General features: G+C 57.6%; 20 protein-coding genes. 6 read left to right on the forward strand and 14 right to left on the reverse strand.

Annotated features, from left to right (window positions below; translation table 11 throughout):
* Positions 1 to 3: 3 nt before the first annotated feature.
* The 5 genes from exbD (at position 4) to HBN98_RS11800 (ending at position 5,948) form a co-directional block, all read left to right on the forward strand.
* A complete protein-coding gene (gene exbD / locus HBN98_RS11780; RefSeq protein ID WP_041071566.1) occupies positions 4 to 432 on the forward strand; it encodes a TonB system transport protein ExbD in 429 nt (142 codons plus the stop codon).
* Complete coding sequence (locus HBN98_RS11785) at positions 429 to 1,178, forward strand: energy transducer TonB family protein (protein ID WP_064589826.1); 750 nt, start codon at positions 429 to 431, stop codon at positions 1,176 to 1,178. The genes exbD and HBN98_RS11785 overlap by 4 nt, the downstream gene beginning before the upstream one ends.
* 275 nt (positions 1,179 to 1,453) lie before the next feature.
* Positions 1,454 to 2,383, forward strand: a complete 930-nt coding sequence (locus HBN98_RS11790) for a hydrogen peroxide-inducible genes activator (protein ID WP_027610401.1) — start codon at positions 1,454 to 1,456, stop codon at positions 2,381 to 2,383.
* Between the two features lie 9 nt (positions 2,384 to 2,392).
* Entirely contained in the window at positions 2,393 to 4,468 is a 2,076-nt protein-coding gene (recG, locus tag HBN98_RS11795; protein ID WP_064589827.1) for an ATP-dependent DNA helicase RecG, read from the forward strand.
* A gap of 79 nt (positions 4,469 to 4,547) precedes the next feature.
* The gene (locus HBN98_RS11800; protein ID WP_016985804.1) at positions 4,548 to 5,948 is read left to right on the forward strand and encodes an aminoacyl-tRNA deacylase and HDOD domain-containing protein; all 1,401 of its coding nucleotides are present in this window, start codon (positions 4,548 to 4,550) and stop codon (positions 5,946 to 5,948) included.
* Positions 5,949 to 6,193: 245 nt separating this feature from the next.
* Here the strand turns inward: HBN98_RS11800 and HBN98_RS11805 are convergent, their stop codons facing one another.
* On the reverse strand, positions 6,194 to 6,577 hold the full coding sequence (locus HBN98_RS11805; RefSeq protein WP_003229522.1) for a helicase: 384 nt from the start codon (positions 6,575 to 6,577) through the stop codon (positions 6,194 to 6,196).
* Positions 6,578 to 7,176: 599 nt separating this feature from the next.
* On the opposite strand from HBN98_RS11805, the gene HBN98_RS11810 reads away from it, so the two are divergent.
* Positions 7,177 to 7,548, forward strand: coding sequence for a DUF6124 family protein (locus tag HBN98_RS11810; protein ID WP_064589828.1), 372 nt, complete (start codon positions 7,177 to 7,179; stop codon positions 7,546 to 7,548).
* Positions 7,549 to 7,607: 59 nt separating this feature from the next.
* On the opposite strand, the gene HBN98_RS11815 is transcribed toward HBN98_RS11810, so the two are convergent.
* From HBN98_RS11815 to HBN98_RS11875, 13 genes are all read right to left on the reverse strand, one after another.
* A complete protein-coding gene (locus HBN98_RS11815; RefSeq protein ID WP_083367543.1) occupies positions 7,608 to 8,366 on the reverse strand; it encodes a lysozyme inhibitor LprI family protein in 759 nt (252 codons plus the stop codon).
* A gap of 2 nt (positions 8,367 to 8,368) precedes the next feature.
* A complete protein-coding gene (locus HBN98_RS11820) occupies positions 8,369 to 9,220 on the reverse strand; it encodes a tetratricopeptide repeat protein (protein ID WP_083367542.1) in 852 nt (283 codons plus the stop codon).
* Complete coding sequence (locus tag HBN98_RS11825) at positions 9,207 to 9,752, reverse strand: hypothetical protein (protein WP_003229531.1); 546 nt, start codon at positions 9,750 to 9,752, stop codon at positions 9,207 to 9,209. Before HBN98_RS11825 ends, HBN98_RS11820 begins: the two co-directional genes overlap by 14 nt.
* Before the next feature lie 4 nt (positions 9,753 to 9,756).
* Positions 9,757 to 10,212, reverse strand: a complete 456-nt coding sequence (locus HBN98_RS11830; protein ID WP_083369387.1) for a hypothetical protein — start codon at positions 10,210 to 10,212, stop codon at positions 9,757 to 9,759.
* An 87-nt stretch (positions 10,213 to 10,299) separates the two neighbouring features.
* The gene (locus tag HBN98_RS11835; RefSeq protein WP_003229535.1) at positions 10,300 to 10,809 is read right to left on the reverse strand and encodes a hypothetical protein; all 510 of its coding nucleotides are present in this window, start codon (positions 10,807 to 10,809) and stop codon (positions 10,300 to 10,302) included.
* Positions 10,806 to 13,256: an alpha/beta fold hydrolase gene (locus HBN98_RS11840; protein ID WP_083367541.1), complete on the reverse strand. Its 2,451-nt coding sequence runs from the start codon at positions 13,254 to 13,256 to the stop codon at positions 10,806 to 10,808. The genes HBN98_RS11835 and HBN98_RS11840 overlap by 4 nt, the downstream gene beginning before the upstream one ends.
* Positions 13,257 to 13,265: 9 nt before the next feature.
* The gene (locus HBN98_RS11845; protein WP_083367540.1) at positions 13,266 to 14,660 is read right to left on the reverse strand and encodes a TIGR01777 family oxidoreductase; all 1,395 of its coding nucleotides are present in this window, start codon (positions 14,658 to 14,660) and stop codon (positions 13,266 to 13,268) included.
* A 66-nt stretch (positions 14,661 to 14,726) separates the two neighbouring features.
* Positions 14,727 to 16,085 (reverse strand): lysozyme inhibitor LprI family protein, encoded by a 1,359-nt coding sequence (locus tag HBN98_RS11850; RefSeq protein WP_083369386.1) that lies wholly within the window; start codon positions 16,083 to 16,085, stop codon positions 14,727 to 14,729.
* 20 nt (positions 16,086 to 16,105) lie between these two features.
* Positions 16,106 to 16,567, reverse strand: coding sequence for an XAC2610-related protein (locus HBN98_RS11855; RefSeq protein WP_083367539.1), 462 nt, complete (start codon positions 16,565 to 16,567; stop codon positions 16,106 to 16,108).
* A 9-nt stretch (positions 16,568 to 16,576) separates the two neighbouring features.
* Entirely contained in the window at positions 16,577 to 17,002 is a 426-nt protein-coding gene (locus HBN98_RS11860) for a hypothetical protein (RefSeq protein WP_083367538.1), read from the reverse strand.
* A 314-nt stretch (positions 17,003 to 17,316) separates the two neighbouring features.
* Positions 17,317 to 18,201, reverse strand: coding sequence for a hypothetical protein (locus HBN98_RS11865; RefSeq protein ID WP_151101618.1), 885 nt, complete (start codon positions 18,199 to 18,201; stop codon positions 17,317 to 17,319).
* The gene (locus HBN98_RS11870) at positions 18,198 to 20,927 is read right to left on the reverse strand and encodes a hypothetical protein (RefSeq protein ID WP_083367537.1); all 2,730 of its coding nucleotides are present in this window, start codon (positions 20,925 to 20,927) and stop codon (positions 18,198 to 18,200) included. The genes HBN98_RS11865 and HBN98_RS11870 overlap by 4 nt, the downstream gene beginning before the upstream one ends.
* Positions 20,928 to 20,978: 51 nt before the next feature.
* A complete protein-coding gene (locus tag HBN98_RS11875; protein WP_083367536.1) occupies positions 20,979 to 23,033 on the reverse strand; it encodes a type VI secretion system Vgr family protein in 2,055 nt (684 codons plus the stop codon).
* Positions 23,034 to 23,058 lie beyond the last annotated feature (25 nt).

A 23,058-nucleotide genomic window follows, 5' to 3' on the forward strand; every position in this document is an offset into this window, starting at 1 on the left:
GCCATGGGCCTGCATTTGAAAGAAGGCGCAGACGACGATCTGGCCGAGAACCACGAAATCAACGTCACGCCGTTCATCGACGTGATGCTGGTGCTGCTGATCATCTTCATGGTGGCCGCACCGCTGGCCACCGTGGATATCAAAGTCGACCTGCCTGCCTCGACCGCCAAACCGGCGCCACGGCCAGAGAAACCGGTGTTCCTCAGCGTAAAAGCTGATCAGCGTCTGTATATCGGCGACGACGAAGTCAACGCCGACACCCTCGGCGCGACGCTCGACGCCAAGACCCAGGGCAAGAAAGACACCACCATCTTCTTCCAGGCCGACAAAGGCGTGGACTACGGCGACCTGATGAGCGTGATGGATAAGTTGCGCTCGGCCGGTTACCTGAAGGTCGGTCTGGTGGGCCTTGAGAGCGCAGCCAAGAAATGATCACGACGCGCCATAAGCTGACGCGTTACAGCGGTAGCCTGGCCGTGGTGCTGGGCGTTCACGCGCTGGCCATCGCGCTGGCGCTCAACTGGACCGCCCGCCCGCCCATCGAACTGCCGCCGCAGGCAATGATGGTCGAGCTGGCACCGGTTCCGGCCCCGCCACCGCCTGCTCCGCCGAAAGTCGTCACACCGCCGCAGCCCCCGGCGCCGGTCGAAGAGTTGCCGATTCCGAAACTGGCTGAAGCACCCAAGGCCGAGATTGCCGTACCGAAGCCCAAACCCAAGCCAAAGCCGAAACCGCAGCCGCCCAAACCGGTCGAGAAAAAACCTGAGCCTGTGAAGGAAAAACCTTCCGAGGAAAAACCGGCCGACACGCAACCGACCCAGGCACCGACGGAGAAATCCGCCCAGCCGGCACCGGGCCCGTCGCCCGCACAATTGGCCGCCAAGGCCAGTTGGCAAGGCACCCTGCTCGCGCATTTGGCCAAGTACAAAAAGTACCCGCAAAGCGCACAGGCACGGGGCAAGGAAGGCCTGAACCGTCTGCGCTTCGTGGTCGATGGCGAAGGTAACGTGCTGTCGTTCGAACTGGTGGGCCGCTCGGGCAATGCCGATCTGGACCGGGCCACCCTGGAAATGATCCGCCGTGCGCAACCGCTGCCCAAGCCACCGGCCGACATGCTGAACAACGGCTCTATCGAAATTGTGGCGCCGTTTGTGTACTCGCTCGAACGCCGCCGCTAACGCAACACAAAACCTGTAGGAGTGAGCCTGCTCGCGATAGCGGTGTGTCAGACAATGAATGATTGACTGACACACCCCCATCGCGAGCAGGCTCACTCCTACAAAGATTCTCCGCCAGCCGGATGATCCAGCCAAAAGGCGCCGCAAGGTGCCTTTTGCTTATCTACCCGCGGCAAACTCACATTGCCCGGTGTCGCATTCCTCACTCAGTCTGATAACGTGCGTCTATCGATTGCAGCCGTTATGCTTGGCCCGCAACTTCATGGACGCTCGCTATGACTCTCACAGAATTACGCTACATCGTTACCCTCGCCCAAGAGCAGCACTTCGGCCACGCCGCCGAGCGTTGCCACGTCAGTCAGCCGACCCTGTCGGTGGGCGTGAAAAAGCTTGAAGACGAACTCGGTGTGCTGATTTTCGAGCGCAGCAAAAGCGCCGTGCGCCTGACCCCGGTCGGCGAAGGCATCGTTGCCCAGGCGCAAAAAGTCCTGGAGCAGGCGCAGGGCATTCGTGAACTGGCCCAGGCCGGCAAGAACCAGCTGACCGCCCCGCTGAAAGTCGGCGCGATCTACACCGTCGGCCCGTACCTGTTCCCGCACCTGATTCCACAACTGCACCGGGTCGCCCCGCAGATGCCGTTGTACATCGAAGAAAACTTCACCCACGTGCTGCGCGACAAACTGCGCAACGGCGAGCTCGACGCGATCATCATCGCCCTGCCGTTCAACGAAGCCGACGTGCTGACCCTGCCGCTGTACGACGAGCCGTTCTACGTGCTGATGCCGGCCCAGCACCCGTGGACGCAAAAGGAAAGCATCGACGCCGCCCTGCTCAACGACAAGAGCCTGCTGCTGCTCGGCGAAGGCCACTGCTTCCGCGATCAAGTGCTCGAAGCCTGCCCGACCCTGACCAAGGGCAACGACGGCGCCAAGCACACCACGGTGGAATCCAGCTCGCTGGAAACCATCCGCCACATGGTTGCGTCCGGTCTGGGCATCTCGATCCTGCCGCTGTCGGCAGTGGACAGCCATCACTACGCCCCGGGCGTGATCGAAGTGCGCCCGCTGTCGGCGCCGGTGCCGTTCCGCACCGTGGCGATTGCCTGGCGCGCGAGCTTCCCGCGGCCGAAAGCCATCGAGATCCTCGCCGACTCCGTTCGCCTGTGCTCGGTGGCCAAGCCCGCAGCACCGGTTACGGCCGGTTAAGCGAGCGTCATGACTGAGCTGTCGCAAGTGTCGGTGACGGCACTCAAGGGTGTCGGCGAAGCCATGGCCGAGAAACTGGCCAAGGTCGGTCTGGAGAACCTCCAGGACGTGCTGTTTCACCTGCCGCTGCGTTATCAGGATCGCACCCGCGTGGTGCCGATCGGTCACTTGCGACCGGGCCAGGACGCGGTGGTCGAAGGCACCGTCAGCGGTGCCGACGTGGTCATGGGCCGGCGTCGCAGCCTGGTGGTGCGCATGCAGGACGGCACCGGCGGCCTGAGCTTGCGCTTCTACCATTTCAGCAATGCACAGAAAGAAGGCCTCAAGCGCGGCACGCGGATTCGCTGCTACGGCGAGGTGCGGCCCGGTGCCTCGGGGCTGGAAATCTACCACCCGGAATACCGCGCCATCACCGGTGACGAGCCGCCGCCGGTGGACGAAACTCTGACCCCGGTCTACCCGCTCACCGAAGGCCTGACCCAACAGCGCCTGCGTCAGTTGTGCATGCAGACCCTGACCCTGCTCAAGCCATCCACCCTGCCCGACTGGCTGCCGACCGAACTGGCTCGCGACTACCAACTCGCGCCGCTGGCCGACGCAATCCGCTACCTGCACAACCCGCCTGCCGATGCCGACGTCGATGAGCTGGCCCTCGGTCATCACTGGGCGCAGCATCGTCTGGCCTTCGAAGAGCTGCTGACCCACCAACTGTCGCAGCAACGTCTGCGCGAAAGCATGCGTTCGCTGCGTGCGCCAGCGATGCCGAAGGCGAAAAAGCTGCCGCCGAAATACCTGGCCAACCTCGGCTTCAACCCGACCGGTGCGCAACAGCGTGTCGGCAATGAAATCGCCTACGACCTCAGCCAGCACGAACCGATGCTGCGCCTGATTCAGGGCGACGTCGGCGCGGGTAAAACCGTGGTCGCCGCCCTCGCCGCGTTGCAAGCGCTGGAGGCCGGTTATCAGGTCGCGCTGATGGCGCCGACCGAGATCCTCGCCGAGCAACACTTCATCACTTTCAAGCGCTGGCTCGAACCGCTGGGCATTGAAGTCGCGTGGCTGGCCGGCAAGCTCAAAGGCAAAAACCGCGTCGCCGCACTGGAACAGATCGCCAGCGGCACACCGATGGTGGTCGGCACTCACGCGCTGTTCCAGGACGAAGTGCAGTTCAAGAACCTCGCACTGGTGATCATCGACGAACAACACCGCTTCGGCGTGCAACAGCGTCTGGCGCTGCGGCAGAAAGGCGTCGGCGGGCGCATGTGCCCACATCAACTGATCATGACCGCCACGCCGATCCCGCGCACGCTGGCGATGAGCGCCTACGCCGACCTCGACACCTCGATCCTCGACGAACTGCCGCCCGGGCGCACCCCGGTCAACACCGTGCTGGTCACCGACACCCGCCGCGTCGAAGTCATCGAAAGGGTGCGCAGCGCCTGCGCCGAAGGGCGTCAGGCCTATTGGGTGTGCACGCTGATTGAAGAGTCGGAAGAGCTGACCTGTCAGGCCGCCGAAACCACGTTCGAAGACCTCACCGCCGCCCTCGGCGAGCTGAAAGTCGGGCTGATTCACGGGCGCATGAAGCCTGCCGAAAAAGCGGCGGTGATGGCCGAATTCAAGGCCGGCAACCTGCAACTGCTGGTCGCCACCACGGTGATCGAAGTCGGCGTCGACGTGCCCAACGCCAGCCTGATGATCATCGAAAACCCCGAGCGTCTGGGCCTCGCGCAACTGCACCAGTTGCGCGGTCGCGTCGGTCGGGGCAGCGCCGTCAGCCATTGCGTGCTGCTTTACCATCCGCCGCTGTCGCAGATCGGCCGCCAGCGCCTGGGCATCATGCGCGAGACCAACGACGGTTTCGTCATCGCCGAAAAAGACCTCGAGCTGCGCGGCCCCGGCGAAATGCTCGGCACGCGCCAGACCGGCCTGCTGCAATTCAAGGTCGCCGACCTGATGCGCGACGCCGACCTGCTGCCCGCCGTACGCGATGCCGCCCAGGCTTTACTCGAGCGCTGGCCAACTCACGTCAGCCCATTGCTTGACCGCTGGTTGCGCCACGGGCAGCAATACGGCCAAGTGTGAGCACCGTCGCAGTTTCTGACAGATCGTTCTGACCAAGCTGGTTATACTCCTGCCATTGTTTCAAAAACGGATACAGATCATGACCGAAGCCGCCCTCGCCCCCGAATCCCCGCACGCGCCGTCTGTCATTCGGCTGCTGCTAGGCAAACTCGGGATCGCCTACGAAGAAGTGCTCGACCACCACGGCCTCAATGCTTCGCGCAAGGTGCAAGCCGTGTTGCTGGACGATGCCGTCGGCGCGCTGATGGTGCTGTTTCCGCAGAGCCAGTTGCTGGACCTCAATCGCCTCGCCGAACTCACCGGCCGGCGCCTGACCGCCGTGTCCACCGAACGCCTGGAAAAGATGCTCGGCAAACACAGCCTGAGCCTGCTGCCGGGCCTGCCGGCGCTGACCAGTTCGCCGTGCCTCTACGAAGAAAGCCTGCTGCGCGAGCCGAAGCTGCTGATCAACTCGGGCGAGCCGGGCCTGCTGCTGGAAATCGCCAGCGAAGATTTCAAGACCATGCTGACCAAGGCCAGCGCAGCCAACTTCGGCGAAGCCCTGAGCAGCATCCGCCCGAACCTCGACCGCCCGGACGATGACCGCGAGGAAATCACCCAGGCCGTGCAGGCGTTCACCGCGCGCCGGATTCAGCAGCGCCTGGAAGCGACCATCGAGATTCCGCCGCTGGCCGAAACCGCGCAAAAAATCATCAAGCTGCGCGTCGACCCCAACGCCACCATCGACGACATCACCGGCGTGGTCGAAACCGATCCGGCGCTGGCTGCACAAGTGGTGAGCTGGGCCGCGTCGCCGTACTACGCCTCGCCGGGCAAGATCCGTTCGGTGGAAGACGCGATCGTTCGCGTGCTCGGCTTCGACCTGGTGATCAACCTCGCCCTGGGCCTGGCCCTCGGCAAGACCCTGAGCCTGCCCAAAGACCACCCGCAGCACACCACGCCGTACTGGCAGCAATCGATCTACACCGCCGCCGTCATCGAAGGCCTGACCCGCGCCATGCCCCGCGCCCAGCGCCCGGAAGCCGGCCTGACGTATCTGGCCGGTCTGCTGCACAACTTCGGTTACCTGCTGCTGGCCCACGTGTTCCCGCCGCACTTCTCGCTGATCTGCCGTCACCTGGAGGTCAACCCGCATCTGTGCCACAGCTACATCGAGCAGCACCTGCTGGGGATCAGCCGCGAACAGATCGGCTCGTGGCTGATGCGCTATTGGGACATGCCCGATGAGCTGGCCACCGCCCTGCGCTTCCAGCACGACCCAAGCTACGACGGCGCCTACGCCGAATACCCGAACCTCGTCTGCCTGGCCGTACGCCTGCTGCGCAGCCGCGGCATCGGCTCCGGCCCCGACGAAGACATCCCCGACGCCCTGCTCGAACGCGTTGGCCTGACTCGCGACAAAGCCAACGACGTGGTCAGCAAAGTCCTCGAGGCCGAAGTCCTGCTGCGCGAACTAGCCTCGCAATTCAGCCAGGCCTGAAAGCAAACAGGCCCGCTCCCCCAGGATTTACACAAATCCCTGTGGGAGCGAGCCTGCTCGCGAAGAATCCAAACCAATTTACCTGGCTGACACAAAACCTGTGGTGAGGGGATTTATCCCCGACCGACTGCGCAGCAGTCGCAAACCCAGCCAACAGGGTGTGTCAGTTGTATCGAGGTCTCAGGTTTTGGGGCCGCTGCGCAGCCCATCGGGGATAAATCCCCTCGCCACGACAGCCCATCTTCTCAAGCCTTAGGCTTGGCCTTCCTCGGCTTCAAATACTTCATCAACCCCTGAAACCACATCACCAGCGCCGGATTCCCCTTCAGCTGGATCGACTTGTCCTGAATCCCCTGCATAAACGCCAACTGCTTGTTCTTCGCCTGCATCGTGGCAAAGGCATAACCCGCATCCTTGAACGCAATCGCAAACGCCGGCTCCGCCACCACGCCAGACTTGCTGGTGACGCGCTGATTCTTCACCACGAAATGCCGCGCCACTTTCCCGTCCAGCGTCTGCAGCTGAAACACCAGATCCTTGTCACCCAACTGCTGCTGGAACGCAGGATTTGTCCGGCTGGCCTTACCCATCAACAAACCCATCATCCACAGAAGAAAACGAAATTTCATGAGCACAGCCTCAAAAGGAAAATGAACGGCCGGGGCAGTGTAAGGGATTCGGACGATAACGCCAGTATCTGCCGCTATTGGAAGAGGATGCAGTCAAGTTCCCGCACGATGACCACCAAGTCACGCCTTTACAGCTAAACGCCCTACGCCTTGGCTGATCATTCCCCCCCCTACCCTTGGGAATGCACCCCGAGACGCTCCGCGTCTCACCACTCACCTTTCCTACACCTGTTGAAACACATACCTGTAGGAGCTGGCGAAGCCTGCGATCTTTTGATCTTCCGCCCCGCAAACCTATGGGAAATTTCCTGCAAAGTGCCGGGCTGTCCATGAACTAGGCGAGCGGGATCGGTATAGATAGGCTCTGTGCGTCGTCGCAAAATCGGCGATACGGACGTGCAAGTCCGGCGGGAGTACACATTGGTTATGGCAATTCGCCGAGCGTTTACCTATGCTCGCGGATCGTTATGGCTGCTGTGTATGGGAGACCTTCGGGTCTGCCGGGTGACTCCACCGGTCTTGCACACCTATGCACAGCTGCCACCACTTTCGAAGTGCGAGCGAAACGGTGTCGGCTCCTAAAACTGGAGTAAGACCAAATGATCAAACCAACACCCAATCCCCCAGAATCCCCAGATATATCGCCCTACGAATCGCTGGAATCCAAGAAATTCCACGAAGCCGCCGAACGCGCCCTCGACCACCACTTCAAACCACCCCTCGACCCACACCCCAAACGCGAAACCGGCCTCTTCAGCCTCTCCCCCGGCACCGACGCCGAAGCCCTCATGGCCAACGCCTCCGAAGACCTCCTGTCCATCAGCGTCATCGCCAGCGACCTGGCCGACGACCTCCACGGCTCACGCCGCTCGGTGGCGCTGGCCCTGAGCAGAATGGCGGATGGGGTGCGATTGATGGTCGAAGGGATGCTCGACCATATTGAAGTGCGGAACGTGGCGGCCAAGTCGTAGCGAGATTTGCAGATGAAAAAAGGGGACGTTAAGTCCCCTTTCTGAATATTTCGGGCCTGCTATGCACCAGGCTCAGCCCCGTCACACTTCAGTTCTTTGATTTGCTCGCTCTGAATCGGAATCAAACAAATGAGACGCTTCTCTCCGAACCCACGAAGCTCCGTCAAACTGAGCGTCACGTGCAACCCATCCTCGGCAAACGCATGATCCTCAAACCCGGCATCGGCATAGTCCGTCCAGAATGCCTTGCCTTCGAAACTGCAGAACCGCTTGGAGGACAGCACTCTCCAACCGCCGTTGGGCGCCAGTATCTGGACTGTCAGGCATGAACTGCCAAACGTGCTGACATAGCGCGCCACGACATTGCCGAAGCGCTGGGAGCCGGACAGGTACACCTTGTTGAGATCGAGCACATTACCCGGCTCATCAGCCACGATTGTGTCCAGGTAAGCCGCACGTTCCAGACTCATTCTGGCCATGCAGTTGTTGATCGTCGTGACGTGCGCTGCCACCCCAGGCTCGATTTCCGTGGCTTCAAGCGGGCATGTGGTGTCGCGTAGCTTGATCCAGGCGCGCTGGGATTCTGTGGCCATGGCGACCAGCGCCTTGCCCTGCTCAGGGTCGCGCCGTTGTTGAGCCTCAAACCGTCCCAGCAGTTTCTTGTAACTGGCATTGAGTTGCGTGTCGGCTTCCTTGCGGGCTGCCTCCACACACCGATCGACCTGGGCGCTAACGGTGATTTCTTTGCAGTCGTCCTCGGCCATCGCAAAAGAGGCAAACAGGCATCCAAAGGACAACGCGATAAAACGCACAAACACGTTCAATTTTTCATTCCCTGAATTGCGGATCGCTCAACTACGCGTTGAGGTATTTTCTGCGCCTTGCCATCGGCACTCATCGCGTCGCGGTACTGGCTGTAATAGCGTTGCGCCTCGTCTTTGCGATCAAGGCGCCAGAGTGAATCGGCGATGTTCAACATCAGTACTGTGCGTTTACCGACGGCCTCAACGCCGCGATACAACTTCAGCGCCAGTGCATCGTTGCCGCCCTCGGCTAAATAGAAGCCAAGATCATTAAGACCCTGAACATTTCGAGCCGGTGGATGGCAAGCCATGTACGAATCCGCCCCCATGACCAAGCTCCATTCGATCTCGCTGGCTCGATATTGCGCAGATTCAATGTTCGAGAGGGTTTTCAGTAGTGCCTGTGGGGAAGGTGTCTCCATTTCAGGTTTGAGTACTTCACCCTCGTCGGTAGTCCAGCTATTGCCCACCCATTTGCCAGCGCAGAACTGATCATCACGCTGAAGCAGCACACAACCGGTCTCCATCGAAATCACATCGCAGTGACTTCGTGACTGGAAGCTGTCTTCACCACTCCCGTCTGACAACATTCCATACATCGTTTGGTTCACGAGTAAGGTCTTCTTGTCAGGGCTAAGCCATCGAGGAAGGACTTCGACCCCGATATCGGTTCCGTAGAGCGGGAATGTTTTTCCATTCGCGGTAAAGGTCGCGCTCGCCGCTTCCACTGAGTGTTCGGGCCATACTTTTGCTTTCAAATGCAATGTCAGTGTGTGCCCGTCGACTCCAGTGACTCGCACTTCTTCTGCCGTAGCCCCATTCGCCAGCAACAGACTCGCGAGCAATAGTGCGGATCTAAGGCTGCCCATACTCGATCCTTTTAGCCGCAGGGCTTGTTTGCTGTAACTGTCTTTCAGTGATGCCATAAGCCTCTATGAGCCCTTCCCAGGACCCCTTCGAACCAAACGACCGATAACTATTGCTGTAGCTGTAATGCTCCAACCTTCCAGCGGTGGAGTAATACCCGCGCCACTCCGGACAGGATCCACACCCGCCATAACCGCCGATGAACACCAGGCTGCCCTTGCTTCCTTTTACACAATCCATCTCCACTGCCACGTTACTCAGCATCTTCGTCTTCTTACCGTCAGACGTGAGCTGTGAAACCTTGTCGATATTGCGCCGCAACACTTTGCCGCCAATGTTGATCGTCTGATCGGAGCAGACCGGTATGAGGTGGGTTTCTGCGTCATCCACCGTCACGGATCGGCAGGACGACACCATCACCACTTCAACGCCGCCACATTGCATGACATCGCGCTGGGTGTAGGCGTCCTTGGGAGCGGCGAAAGCTGGAAACGAGAGCAACAGCGAAAGGCTGCTCGCAAGAAGACGGTTCATCGACTCACCCCTCATCGATCGACGGTGATTCCACGTCGGTCATGCCAAGCAGCCGGAACTCATTGTTCACGAATTCGTAGTACCGATCCCGGTTACGGTTTTCCAGGCGATTTCCCTGGGCGTCTTCTTCGCCATCGAGCGTGACGCCGGAAATGATGATCAAGCGACTATCGGGCAAATACGTCGTGTCGAAAGTGCTGCCGTCATAGGCATTCGGAAGACCGCCAACGACATCACCGGTCTGGGCGTCCAGCACTTCGCCACAAATGGCGCCGCCGCCACAGCCGAACCTGTACAGGATGTAATGGCCGGCGAAGTTGACCTTGCCTTGCAGGGCCTTCGCCCGGGTGCTGTCCATGACCGGGTTGCTTTGTTCCTGCTGCACCGGTTCATGGTTGGGGCCGCTGAAAACGGGGGTGACGGCGTAATCCTTGAAGTCGGGATCGGCGGCGAATGCCATGGAAGTGGCAGTTGATAGCAAGCTGCCGAGAACAATCGAAAATCCTTTCAAGTACTAACTCCATAACAGCAGTGGGAAACCGTTGGCTTACTCGGACTGACCTTCATAACGCTGTGTCTGCGGGTTGAATTGCCACAGATGTGGCCGGGTCATGCCCTCTTCGCCCTTGTAGCGAATCCGCCCTCGCTTGTCCCTAATGTAGGAGTAGATCTCGATGTCCTTGAATTCACCGCCACCTTTAGGCGGACCGTCCAGAACTTTGACCCCGGCGAAGTAATCGCCACCCGAATACTTCAAGTAACCACGGCACTGGATCAGGAAGGCGAATGTGCTGTCCATCGAAGAACCAATGCCTACGCGGGAATTGAAGATGAAGTCTTCGATACCATCGCCGTTTAGGTCGCCACGGAAGACTACGTGGCCTGGCTCGATAGAGAATTCTTTTCCATCGAGACTGGAAAGTATGTCTTCCTGATCTCCGCTGCTCTCCGGCCATTGAGATAAGAAATATTTAGAGTCAGTTTCCTGATTGCAGACACCTGCCGCCATAACGGCTATCGGCAACCAGCTCATGAATAACACCAGCAGTCGTTTCACTTCACATCCTTCGAATTCATCAATTCCAATTCACCATCCCGATACAACACTTCGCACCCGATCCACGCCAGATCCACCTGCGGCATCACCGCCGAGGGCTTGCGCAGTTCCCGCAACAACGTCGAACCATGCGACAACCGTCCACCCATCCGCGCAATCACCGCCCGGGCGGTCTGATAGTGCGCGTGACGCCCGGGATCGAGAGTGTCTTCGAGCAAGATGTCCTCGCCGAGAATGCCTTGCACCCGCCCCGGATAAATCATGAAACCGGTCGCCCGCTCCGCACCTTCGCGACCGTCCTGCCAGAAGCTGCCGTCGCGAGTGCGTACGTCCGGATGCGGCGCGAACCAATGTTCGCGATCCGCCATGGGCATGGCGTGGTGAAGACGGAAGAAGATGCGCATCAGATTGTCGCGATACCACTCGCGTACTTGCAGGTAGTAACCGCGCAGGCCCGGCAGGCCGGTCGAATGCGCGAGGCGGATCAGCCCGGACCATTGTGGGAATGACTGTAGCGGCAGTTCGCTCGACGCGGGTCGCGGGGTAGCCGGATCGGTTTCCCACGGCAGTCGATGAGGACTGTTTTCCAGATTGTCGTACGCGGTCGGCGGGCGGCCCAGCCAATCACCACCGCTGCTGGCCAGTGCAGTGGCAATGCACAAATTGCCTTGCACCACGAACACGTAGAACCGGGTGAACCAGTCTGCTAATTGCTGGCCATTGGCACTTTGGGCGACCAGTTCGGCCAGCTCCCGATCGAAGCGCTGCAAACCGTTTTCAAGGTTCAGCAAATGGCCGCGAGCCTTGCGTTGCATACGCAAAAACAGCGGTAACGAACGCAGCATCTTCAGCGGTTGCCACGGCAGATGCGGCGTCGCACCACCAACTTCACCGGCGTAGTTATCGGCGCTGATGCCCCAGTCGGCCAACCGGGCAAGAAACAGGTCATTGTTGATGTAGGACGCGCCGCCGAACACAGCAGTGAACGGCTCGTTGTCCTGCAACACCCGCGCATCCCAACGCGCCATGATTGCCGGAATACTCGCAGCGGCGCGGCGCTGGGCGTACTCGACCAGCACGCTCGGTTGCGGCGGCAGAATCTCGGCGATGTTCGCGGCGGTGAGGTGCCGGCGCCAGCCGTAATCGCTGATCGGCCGGTATTGCAGCAGCCAGAGTTGCGAACCGTCCCAGGCCCATTCGACGTCGCCGGGCACGTAGTGGAACACGCGCAACACCTCTTGCAGAAAGCGCCACAGCAGGTCTTCGGTCAAACCGTGGGAAGGCGTGAACGTGCCGCTTCGCCACGCATCGCCGAGTCGCGAAAGCGTTGCTCGTGAGGGGCTGACGTGACCGTCGGCCAACGATTCGAGATGGCCTTCAACCCATTCCAGTTCTACCGAGAGATGACGCACGAATGCGATCCCGGAAACCACCGGGGTGATGAAGCGTTGCACCACCACTTCCTCGACACCTTCGGCCGTCAGTTCGGCAATGCGTTTCGGCACATTGGCGGTCGGCTCGCGCAGATAGGTTGTGCTCAAACCGGCATTCGCCGAATCGGCCTGATCCTCGCCATAACTGGAGGAGCGCACCGCCCAGGTCACATCAGGTTGAGCAGCGAGAAATGCCGGCAGGCGCGGATCGCTGCAATCGTTGAGGGTCAGCGCTGCCGGTACCGTTTGCCGCGCCAGTTGAGCCAGACGCAAACGCCCGCCCTTGGTGTGCGCAACAAACCCGCGCTCGCCCGACTCCAGCCATTGCGCGAACTGCGCGGGCGAGTCGATCCACGGGTAGTGACCCCATCCCGGTTTGAGGCTGATAGTCAGATCAGCGCGAGCGAGAATCGCCGACCACGCCGCCGCTTGCTCGATGCCGAGCACAGCGTCCTGATCACCCCAGACCAGCTCAACCGGATCGGTGATCCACTCCAGCAGCGGCAGCGCAGTATCTGCGCGGATCAGATCCCAGTGCGGCACGAACGCACGACAGCGCGCATAGCCGGCGCCCATGCGCTGGTACTGCGCGGGCCTCCAAGTCTGGTTGGAAAACTTGCGCGCGAACAGCGAGGGTCTGTTCGACAGCAGCCAATGAATGGACTTGCGGATTGGCAGCGGTGACATCAGCGCCGGCAATCGGCGCTGCCACAAAAAGGCGCCCACCGGCGCCAGCAACACACTGCGAGAAAAGTGCCCGGGCCGACGTTGCAGCGCATGCAGCACCAGCAACGCATTGACCCCAACCGCCATGATCGCGCTGCCCTGCTGTGTCATCGCCAGCAAGATCTGCGCGTAGTCCGCCAGATCCTCACAGGGCGGCTGCGGATTGGCGCCGAAACCCGGCAACTCCAGCGGCACCACTTCGTAACGCTTGAAGTGCGGCAGCGCGTCATCCCACCAATCGGCGGCGCTGCCGTTGCCGGCCAACAGGTACATCAAGGGCTTGCTCATGAGCGATCCTCAGGTCAGATCGCGCAGAGCGGCGTCGAGGGTTGGAAAGCGGAATGTGTAGCCAGCCTCGGTCAAACGCTGCGGCACCACGCGCTGACCGTCGAAGAACAGCTGCGCCATCTCCCCTGCCATTGCACGCACTGGCGCGGCGGGAATATGGAACCACACCGGACGCTTGAGGACCTTGCCGGCCTGCTCGGCGAACGCTGCCTGACTGACCGTTTCCGGCGCCACCATGTTGTAGGTGCCGCGCAGACTGTCGTCATTGAAAGCCCTTGCGATCACCTGAAGCACATCATCGCGATGCACCCAACTCATGATCTGCCGACCATCGCCCATGCGCCCGCCGAAGCCCAGGCGGAACGGAATCAGCAATGGCAACAGCGCACCACCTGGACCAAACACCACGCCGAGGCGCAGCACCACCTGACGCACGCCAAACTGCGTGGCGGGTTGCGCCGAAGCCTCCCAACGCGCACAGAGTTCGGCCATGAAACCGTCACCCTTGCTGGCGTGTTCATCGAGGCTTTCGCTGGCATCGCGCACGCCGTAGAAACCGATGGCTGAGGCTTGAATCCACAGCGGTGGTTTTTGCTTGGTGTTCTTCAGCCAGATCATCAGGGCTTCGGTGGTGCCGACTCGACTGGCGAGCAGTTGCGCCTGACGCTTGGGAGTCCAGCGTGGGCCGGCGACGGGTGCGCCTGCGAGGTTGATCACTACGTCGAAGGCTTCGTCGTGGCTGAGTTCGCCGAGCGAATGCATACAGCGGACGCGGCCGTTGAACAAGGTGGCGGCGCTCAACGGATCACGCGTTAAAACGCTAATTGAATGACCGGCGTCGAGTAACTGGTGGACTAAAGCTTCACCTATAAACCCTGTGCCGCCGGTGATAAGTACGCGTTTGAAAGCGCTGCCAACAAACGGGTTGGATGTGCTCGGAGTCTTTACTGAAGGGGATTTTCGGCGGTCATGGCGATACAGCCAAACCAGCGGTGGCAACAACACCAGCAACGCAAAACCGTCGAGCCACAGGTGCGACCAGACCTGCCGTTGCGCTGAAAGCCACATGTCCTGCGGTGCCCATAGCAGGATGCCGGCGATCAACCAGCCCCACGCCATCGGGGCTTTCGAGCGATTGCCGATGTGCACCAGAGCTAGCATGTACAGCGAATAGCTTTGCAGCGTCGCGCCGAAAAGCGCGAGCCACCAGACCTGTTGTTCGTGGCCGGCGGCGGGCACCGCATCGGCGCCCCAGAATGCGAGTTCGAGAACTTGCAGATAGCCGTCGAGTAAACCGGAGTGACCGGCCCAGGCCAGGGTGAGGCCGGCGAGTATGTGCGCGATTGCGGCGGCGTATAGCCAGAGTACTAACGCTGGGCGAAGGGAGATCGAGGGGGCTGGCATTCCGTGTCCTGAGCGCATTCCTTGGGGGTGGGGAGTTTAAAGGAATGCGTGGGGTTTCGGGGGTTGTCAGTAGCAGTAGCTGGGTTGGATTGGTGTGGAGGAGTTTTTCTTCAAGTGTTCCAAACCGAAACGCGCGCCATCACTACCCTTCGCGAGGGCCATTTGGTAACAGGCCATGGCTCGAGATGGATCTTTGGTACCCCATTCGCCGCTAGCGAAGGTAGATCCCAACTTGCTGATCGCGTTGGCATTGCCCATTTTTACGGCGCCCATCAGTGCTTGCTCTGCAAGCGCAGGATTTTTGCAGGGACCGTCGGATGTTAGTTCGTTGCCATCGCAGTAAAACTCGGAAAGTCCCATCGCACCGTTCGGCAAAGTAGTGGCCGCTGCTTTGAATAGTGACTCTAAAGTATCCGTCGGCACCTGCGGCGCCATGCCCGAGAGGCTCAAAATAGCGGCTTTATAACTGGCAAGTGGGTCTCCGGAGTGTGCTGCACATAACAAGTTTTCCAGCGTGGCCTCATACAACTCAACGGTGCGAGGCTGGTCTTCCGGTGCAGCCAATGCTTCGAACGCCTCGGCACGCTGGAAACAGAGACTTTCTTCCTTGCTCATCGTCGGCGTACTCGCCGCGACCAGGTCTTTCTCGCGAATAGACCAGTCTTCAACGCCTTCAAGCACCCAGCACGCCTGACGGGAAAAATTGAAGACTTTGACGTTGCTCCAGCCGGCGCGTCGATCCACAACAGTTGAGTGGCTGTCGTCGTATTCCCAAATCACAACACCCGGCGTTTTGCGAGATTCAATAGATGCCATCAACGGATAGGCCAATCCGGCGCCCTTCTCGCCCGTGGTCACAGGCTCGAAACGTCCCGGCTCGGCTTTTGGCCTTAACACCATCGACTTGACGGTAAACGCGGTGAGCCGGCGCTGTGCTTCGATATCGGCAGAAAACACTGCCAGGAAGGGTAAGAAATCCTCGGATGGGCAAGCATTACTGGCGCCGACTTTTTCGGATAACTGCGCCGACTGTGCCGGCACAATCTTGTCCAGATACGCCGAGCGCTCGCGGCTCATTCTGGCGATGCACGAGTTGACCGCGAACACATGCGCAGGCATCCCCGTCTCGATCTCGAATGCTTCCAAAGGGCAGTTCGCATCGCGTAATTTCAGCCACGCACGTTGCGACTCTTTGACCTTCGCCGCGTACTCTGCGCCCAACGCCGGATCTGCTCGATAGTCAGACTCAAGCCGCGCCATCAATTGCTTGTAGCTGAGGTTCAACTGCGTATCGGCAGCCTTCTTCGCCGCCTCCGAGCAGGGCACCATTTCCAGGCTTGATGTGACATGGCTGCAGTCGTCCTGCGCATAGGCCGCTGAAACCGGCAGCAGCACGGCCAGAAGGGTAAAAACGAAACGGTTCACTGTGTTCATCCTTGAGTCATTCAGGCTTTGCTTTTGGCGAACCGGGTGACGCATTGCTTGGGTATGTTCATTTCCCAATAGGTGCTGAGCAACGCTTTACGTTTTTTTTCGACGAGCAAATTAACGAAGCCATCGCCGCAGTCCGGCTGCAATTCTTCGAAGGTGCCGGTTTTTACTTGGTAAATGAACACCCGGTAGTAATGGTAAGTGCCCATGCCGTCATCGAGCTGCCAGATCGCGAAATCCTGAGCGCCGTCGAAATTGAAATCGTCGAACTGCATGTGGAGTTCGTTTACGGCTTCAAAATCGACCGTCCGCGACTCGTTATGCGTTTCGCCTTTAACCGCGACGTTCAGCGTGGAGCCTTCGAGAACCAGTGTCGCTTCGACACCTTTGGTTGGGCTGAACGTAGTGGTTTCGGCTAATACCGGCATCGTCCACAGCAGGCCGAGTAATGATGCTGCTAGAGTTTTTGATCTCATGTACTCGCCCTACTCCCACTTGCATCCGGACTCCAGAGAGGAGTCGACGCTGGTGATATTTCCAAAGTAGTAAACCTTGCCGTTGGACTTCTTCGTGTACGTCATCGAGACGATCTGCGTTCCTTGAGTCACGAGTTCGTAAATCCCTGAAACCTTGCCCCTGATGACTTCAGACCAGATTGTAGTGCTCTGCAAAGGGGCATCGGGACCGAGCATCTCCTCCTCGGAATGCGTTGACACAACGGAAATTGGCTCGCTGGACTTGGCGTACTTTACGAAGCCGCCAGACCATTTGCTGGAGGCATCGTAAAAAATACGGAATTCGAACTTCACCGGACTCGTTTCGGATAGTTCGAAGCAGAGTGATTCGCTGGTGACTGCGCTGTGGGCGGCGAAAGGAAATAACGCCAAAAAACCAAAACATGACTTATTCATATTTATCGAAACTCGTTAACCACGGACGATTTCTCAAGCAGTCAATGCAGTATTGCTGTTGACGAGCGAAAAATTTATTTAAGACCTTAATCAGACGTTAAGAACGTCAAGCCAAATAATTAAATCCGCCCCCTTTCGCATTAGTAGCGACTATGAATAAGGGAAATGTAGGAGATACGGGCGGGCGAATTGAACCAAAGTAATCTGCCCCTTCTTCGCAAGGGCCTAAATACTCTATCTTACGCTGCCGCCCTACTCCCTTCTGAAAGGCTTCTTATTTCAAATCTACCAATAACCGAATAGGCCCCACCCCCTTATTTAACTCTTTCTATTGCCCTTGAAGGAATTAGATGCTCTTTGCCTCGACCTTTCATCATCGCGATATAACTCTGATAGTACTGTTTCGACTTCACTTCATCACTACTCCACAAAACGTCCGCAATATTGAGTTTGAGAACCACGCGCTCAGGAGAGACGGCTTCAACTTTAGAAAGCAAAGAATAAGCAACTTTGTTAGATCCAGCCTCTCCCAGAGCAAAGCCAAAATCATTATAGATTCCGGAGTTAACTCTCGACACCGGAGCCTCCCTTAATAACGAGTCAAGTCTCTCTTGCGTCAGATAAGATTTGAGAGCTTCATAATCTTTATCTTTAAGTCTCACCAGAACGATATCGTGAGACAACTCCAAAGAATCTTGTCTAGCTCCGCTAGCGGTCTCTTTTAGTTTCTTTGAGGCAAGCGCTCGTGTTGAATACCAAAAATAATCCCCCCCCCCCTCTTCCAGGCTTCCTTCATACCCAGAAATAGATGAAGCAAGCTTCTTGTCATTTACAAGACTGCGTATTTCTTTATCGCTATAAACGTAGGAAACAAAATCTGTCCCTTTTAAGTTGACCCCAGGGTGCATAACAACCCAGCTACACGTAAAAACAAAAAATGTGTTGCCCGCGCTCACCGTGTAAGCATCATGCAACTGTGCATCTCCCCCCTCATGCTCGCAGACATCTGGAAATTGAGTACTTCCTTTCCCCGCCACTAGCAACTCGCCACGGAGTGTTTGACTCCCTTCTGATCCCACATAATAAAATCTGGCGCTTTGAGACAAACCAAAAACAGGATCGAGGTTTACTACTTTCTCATCAGCAATAACGGATAAAACAGGAAAAACAAGCGACAAAACCAAAAATACAACTTTCATAACCCCATCTCCTCCGCAACCATGTCTTTCAACAACTTGAACAAATTAATACGCTCTTGAAGCCCGGTAGTTCCGCCGTTAACCTTTATAGAGATATCAGAAACATGGCCATCAATATCTGACATCGTTCTCAGGGCCAGAGAATCATCAATAGCTTGATTTATCTTAAACATCGACCACCAAACAAAGGCAGATTCAACTCCATATTTTATGCTTTCCATTATCAAATCTGGATTAGCAACAAAATCCTGAGGATCCGAAGGGTCAGCTTGGTTGTGAATTTTTGTATATTGGCGATAATTATACTTACCCGTTAGCTGTATCACCCCACGACCACGATATTTATACCCTTCGCCACTAGCCTCATTACCGTTATCATTCCTATCGGCATATACATAGCTGCCAAGCTTTACAGGATTATGTGCGTACGTCTCAGGCTCACTCCAAAGCTTTGGCCGTAACCTAGGCAGAACTTTGCACTCGTCCGTTGACGCCTCATATCCTTTTGCATTATTACGACAGCCGAATTGTTTTCGCATGCCAATGGCAGTGTAATTCAAATCTTCAGAGGTAACTTTAAATCCATTCTCATGGCCCACCTGAGCTAAGAAATGCGCGACCCTCAGAGGACTATCAACCTTATAAAGCGCGGCATACTTATTTAGATAAGGCAATATCTCTTCGCAATAGGCATCCGTAATGCTAGGCTTGGCCGCCTTCAACATTGCTTGAGTAATTAACTTACGCGCTGACTTCCCAAAAAAATTTCCAATAAAACCTATAGGGTGAAGATGCCATAACTTTTTACTATCGATGCCGTACTTACCCGTCAGTTTGTCTAACCACCCCAAGCGTTTGATTCGAACCTTTTCCTCTTGCCAAGCTATATTAGGCTCAGAATCAGTGTGCCCCATCACTTCATCTAATGCGTTCCATTTTTCGCTCTCATAAAACCACTCGCTCTCGTACTGAGTAACTATCTGAGAAATAGGCTGAGAAAACCAAGGCTTCTTCAATGCTTCTTTTATCTCATCGGGCGTAAGTTTTTTATCTCCATTCCTGTCGAGAATTTTATATAAGCGCTGTTTCGCCGTTCCATCTTCAGCATTATCGATATTTGGTGAATAAGTGGCTTGCTCCTCTTCACTGAGGCTTTGTTGCGCATGAAGAAAAGCAGACAGATGGTCCACGTTACTTCCTGTCTCCTCTATGAAGCTGAAGCCTTCCCATTCAAAGGGAGAATGGCGTGACAGAGCAGTATCTGGCTCTGCAAACCAACCGCTAATTTCATTCCCTTCAGCATCACCTAGCAATCCATCCAAACGCCACCAAAGCGTATAGGTGGTAGATCCCGCCATAACAACAGGCGCCTTTATCTTTTTCTCCGCCGGTAGCGCCTCCAACACCCCGACAGGAACAAAGAAATCATGACCAACAGTTTTGTGGGGATCTGTCACTCGCGGAGGGTTTGTTGCGCTCATTCCTTGGGAGTGCGTGACCAACACGCTGCCTTGGGGAATTTTCACAAGTGTTTTTTCGACTGCTGGCAATCCTGCAGCTTTGTCCTTGCTCAGGACAGTGAATGCCTTAACGTCTTCGCAGCTAAATACCTCAACGTGCAGCAGATTTTTTGGGGCCGAGTCCGAATGGTTTTGATACTTCCCTACGTGACCGATCAGACTTCCCGCCGAAATCGGGATTGGAGTTGTCAGAACATGTACAGCGTCCTTTTCAGCTGGCTCACTTTTCGCTTCAAGTTGCCCCTCCCAGACATACCCAAGCACCTCAGCCGATGCCAAGGGCGGGACAGCATTCCCACTAACGATCTCCAACAATTTTTGATATTTGCCGCGCGTCCCGTCGTTCCCGATTTTAACTTGAGTACCGTGGGGCAAAATTGCTTTTGCAGCACCTGATTGGCTTGCAGAGGCGCGGACAACGAGACCTTTCTGAGGCGGATTCATCGGGTCTTTTGCAGCGGTGCCAATGACGTAAGTATTAGGTGTCGAACCCGCCGTCATTTCTGTTTTATAGACCCAGCCTGTACCTGGCGTCAGATCGGTACTAGGCGGTGTAACGCTCACGACCTTCAGCCAACCATCCTCTTCCTCACCTGTCTGAACAACCGTACCGCGAGCCAAAACCGTTAACACGGTACCGTAGCCTGGCTTTCCGCGCCGCTCCAAACGCACGCGCAAACCAAGAATTTCGTCGTCGGCGGTTGCTTTGACCTGCAACGTGCCGCCACTCCAAAACGCTGGGCGCGACAGTGCTGGGGCTTCTTCGTAGTTTTTCCACTGCAATAGGTGCATGTAAAGGCTGAAAAACGTCAGGCTGGGGCCAGGAGCTGCTGCTACTGATTGGGCTCCGGCAGTGGCTGGAGGAGCAGGAGGTACCGGCACTTCCAAACGATGCTTAACCAATACAAAACCAGTCGAAAACTCAGCCTCAACCGTACCGTAGGCGGATTTCGGGTACGTGCTATCAATGCGATAAGCGACTACTTCACCGTCAGCGATGCATTTAACTTCTGCCAAGTCCGGCACTAGACCCGAGGCTTCATCGAAATGAACACCACCATGCCAAAGGCCATTAGCACCCAACGGGTAGAAACCATCTTTGGCCTTGGCTAAAGCCTTGTAAAACTGCTGCGGATCAGTCGCCCCTGCCGCTCCAACTTTTAATGGATACGACCATTTTTCTACTTTCTTGGTTGTCTCTGTCATTACCAATTACCTGAATTCTGATCCCTGGTGGCTTGGATTGCCGTCGATGCCTTACCCGGAAAAATTGAGCATGCGCTTCGGTTTGCGTTTGATCTTTTCCTCAGACGCATTCAACAACGCCTGATCCATCAAACTCCCCGCCTTATCCTTATCCGCCGCGCCCGGCAGTACCGGCGGTTTGATCCCGATGCCCGTACCGGAGCCAGCCGAGCCGCCAGCATTGATCTTGATCACCGGCCCAACCACCGTCACCCCACCACCATCGAGCTTGATAAAGCTCCCACCCCCAAGAATGGTCAGCTCCGTCCCCGCCTCGATAACAATCTTGTCCCCAGCCTTGAGATGTATCTCTTTCCCCACACTGGTCAGCTGCGCAGTCCCCAACTTCACATGCTGGTTCTGCCCAACCGTGAGGTGATCGTCCAGCTTCGCTTCAACCTTGCGGTCGGAGATCGTGGTGCGGTGTTCTTCAGCCTTGAGCTCGGTGTAGGTGTTCTTCTCGACCGTGTCGTGGCGTTCATTACCAACCCGAATCTTCTGATCGTGCTCAACGTTTTCATCCCAATCACGCTGGGCATGAATGTAGATCTGCTCCGCACCTTTCTTGTCTTCAATACGCAGTTCGTTGTAGCCGCCGCCACCCGGCGAGCTGAGGGTTTTGAAGACGCTGCGGGTTTTGTTTGCCGGCAAGGCGTACGGCACCGGGTTTTCCTTGTGGTACAGGCAGCCGGTGACGAGGGGTTGGTCGGGGTCGCCTTCGAGGAAGGTGACGAGGACTTCCATGCCGACGCGCGGGATGGAGATGGCACCGTAGCGGTCGCCGGCCCAGGAGCTGGAGACGCGCAGCCAGCAGCTGGTTTTGTCGTCGGCCAGGCCTTCGCGGTCCCAGTGGAACTGGACTTTGATGCGGCCGTATTGGTCGCAGTGGATTTCTTCGCCTTTGGGGCCGGTGACCATGGCGGTCTGGCTGCCGAGCACGCGTGGTTTCGGGTGTTCGAGGGCCGGGCGGTAGAACACGTCCCACGGGGTCGCGAGGAACGTGTTGCGGTAGCCCTGGTGGAAGTCGTCCTTGTTGTCGGTGGTGTCGCTGGTCACGCCTTCTTCGAGGACTTGCGGCTGTTTGCCTTCGTGGAAGATTTCGGTGAGCAGCCACAGGTCGTTCCACTCGCTGCGCGGGTGGTCGGACATGGCCATGAAGTGGCCGCTGACCAGTTTAGTCTGGTCGCCGCGACCTTCGGCCTGGCGGTAGTCGGCGCGGTGGCGTTCGAGGGCGCGCTGGCTGAGGAACTTGCCGCGTGCGCGGTCGATGAAGCGGCCGGGGTAGTCGTAGTCTTCGAGATCCGGTTCGCTGTTTTCGCTGTCGGAAGCGCCATCCGGTTTGTAAGCCGCTTCCATTTGCAGGCGCGGCTTTTCGAAGTCGTAGTCGCGGCGCGTGGTGCGGCTGGTACGGGTTTCCAGGCGCAGTTTGAAGCCTTTGATCACCGGCTCTTCGGCGACCATGCCGCTGCCCTGCACGTACGCGGTCGGCTGGCCGAGGTCGGGGAACACGGTCTGGTCGTCGCCGAACACCAACAGGTGGGCTTTTTCGCTGTGCTGGAAGTGGTAGTGAATGCCCTCCTCTTCGCACAGGCGCTGGACGAAGTGCAGATCGGTTTCGTCGTACTGCACGCAGTAGTCGCGATCCGGGCACGGCTGGCTCAGCTGGAAGCTGTAGGCGTTGCCCTTGATCCCGTGTTCGTCGAGGATCAGCGCGATGATTTTCGGCGCCGACATCTGCTGGTAGATGCGCTGGTTGGTGCGGTGATGCAGGTATTGCAGTTGCGGCACCAGCGAGACCTTGTAGCGGGTCAGGCGCTTGCCGGCATCGCCCTGGGCGACGCGGTAGATCTGGCCGTGAATGCCCGAGCCCTGCGGATCGAACGCGAGAAACGCCTGCTTGTGCAGGAGTTTTTCCAGGTCCAGATCGGGGTTTTCGCTGACCAGTTCGAGGTCGAAACGAAACGGCTGGCTGATGCCTTCAGTGCCGGTGAACGACAGCACTTGCAGGTCGCCGACGTAGTCTTCGACCTTGAGGCTGAAGTGGGTTTCGTTAGCTGGGTTGAACATAAAGTGCTCCCTGTTCGAATGTCGT

Source organism: Pseudomonas koreensis (assembly GCF_012986595.1).
In the GTDB taxonomy this organism is placed as follows: domain Bacteria; phylum Pseudomonadota; class Gammaproteobacteria; order Pseudomonadales; family Pseudomonadaceae; genus Aquipseudomonas; species Aquipseudomonas koreensis.

Excerpts from the sequence above, each read along its gene's own strand:
- HBN98_RS11820 (WP_083367542.1), bottom strand. The coding sequence starts at position 9,220 with ATGGGCAGCCTTAGATCCGCACTATTGCTCGCGAGTCTGTTGCTGGCG.
- HBN98_RS11855 (WP_083367539.1), bottom strand. The coding sequence starts at position 16,567 with ATGAGATCAAAAACTCTAGCAGCATCATTACTCGGCCTGCTGTGGACG.
- HBN98_RS11845 (WP_083367540.1), bottom strand. The coding sequence starts at position 14,660 with ATGCCAGCCCCCTCGATCTCCCTTCGCCCAGCGTTAGTACTCTGGCTA.
- HBN98_RS11805 (WP_003229522.1), bottom strand. The coding sequence starts at position 6,577 with ATGAAATTTCGTTTTCTTCTGTGGATGATGGGTTTGTTGATGGGTAAG.
- HBN98_RS11810 (WP_064589828.1), top strand. The coding sequence starts at position 7,177 with ATGATCAAACCAACACCCAATCCCCCAGAATCCCCAGATATATCGCCC.
- HBN98_RS11870 (WP_083367537.1), bottom strand. The coding sequence starts at position 20,927 with ATGACAGAGACAACCAAGAAAGTAGAAAAATGGTCGTATCCATTAAAA.
- HBN98_RS11830 (WP_083369387.1), bottom strand. The coding sequence starts at position 10,212 with ATGGCATTCGCCGCCGATCCCGACTTCAAGGATTACGCCGTCACCCCC.
- HBN98_RS11865 (WP_151101618.1), bottom strand. The coding sequence starts at position 18,201 with ATGAAAGTTGTATTTTTGGTTTTGTCGCTTGTTTTTCCTGTTTTATCC.
- HBN98_RS11790 (WP_027610401.1), top strand. The coding sequence starts at position 1,454 with ATGACTCTCACAGAATTACGCTACATCGTTACCCTCGCCCAAGAGCAG.
- HBN98_RS11840 (WP_083367541.1), bottom strand. The coding sequence starts at position 13,256 with ATGAGCAAGCCCTTGATGTACCTGTTGGCCGGCAACGGCAGCGCCGCC.
- exbD (WP_041071566.1), top strand. The coding sequence starts at position 4 with ATGGGCCTGCATTTGAAAGAAGGCGCAGACGACGATCTGGCCGAGAAC.
- HBN98_RS11875 (WP_083367536.1), bottom strand. The coding sequence starts at position 23,033 with ATGTTCAACCCAGCTAACGAAACCCACTTCAGCCTCAAGGTCGAAGAC.
- recG (WP_064589827.1), top strand. The coding sequence starts at position 2,393 with ATGACTGAGCTGTCGCAAGTGTCGGTGACGGCACTCAAGGGTGTCGGC.
- HBN98_RS11860 (WP_083367538.1), bottom strand. The coding sequence starts at position 17,002 with ATGAATAAGTCATGTTTTGGTTTTTTGGCGTTATTTCCTTTCGCCGCC.
- HBN98_RS11825 (WP_003229531.1), bottom strand. The coding sequence starts at position 9,752 with ATGAACCGTCTTCTTGCGAGCAGCCTTTCGCTGTTGCTCTCGTTTCCA.
- HBN98_RS11785 (WP_064589826.1), top strand. The coding sequence starts at position 429 with ATGATCACGACGCGCCATAAGCTGACGCGTTACAGCGGTAGCCTGGCC.
- HBN98_RS11800 (WP_016985804.1), top strand. The coding sequence starts at position 4,548 with ATGACCGAAGCCGCCCTCGCCCCCGAATCCCCGCACGCGCCGTCTGTC.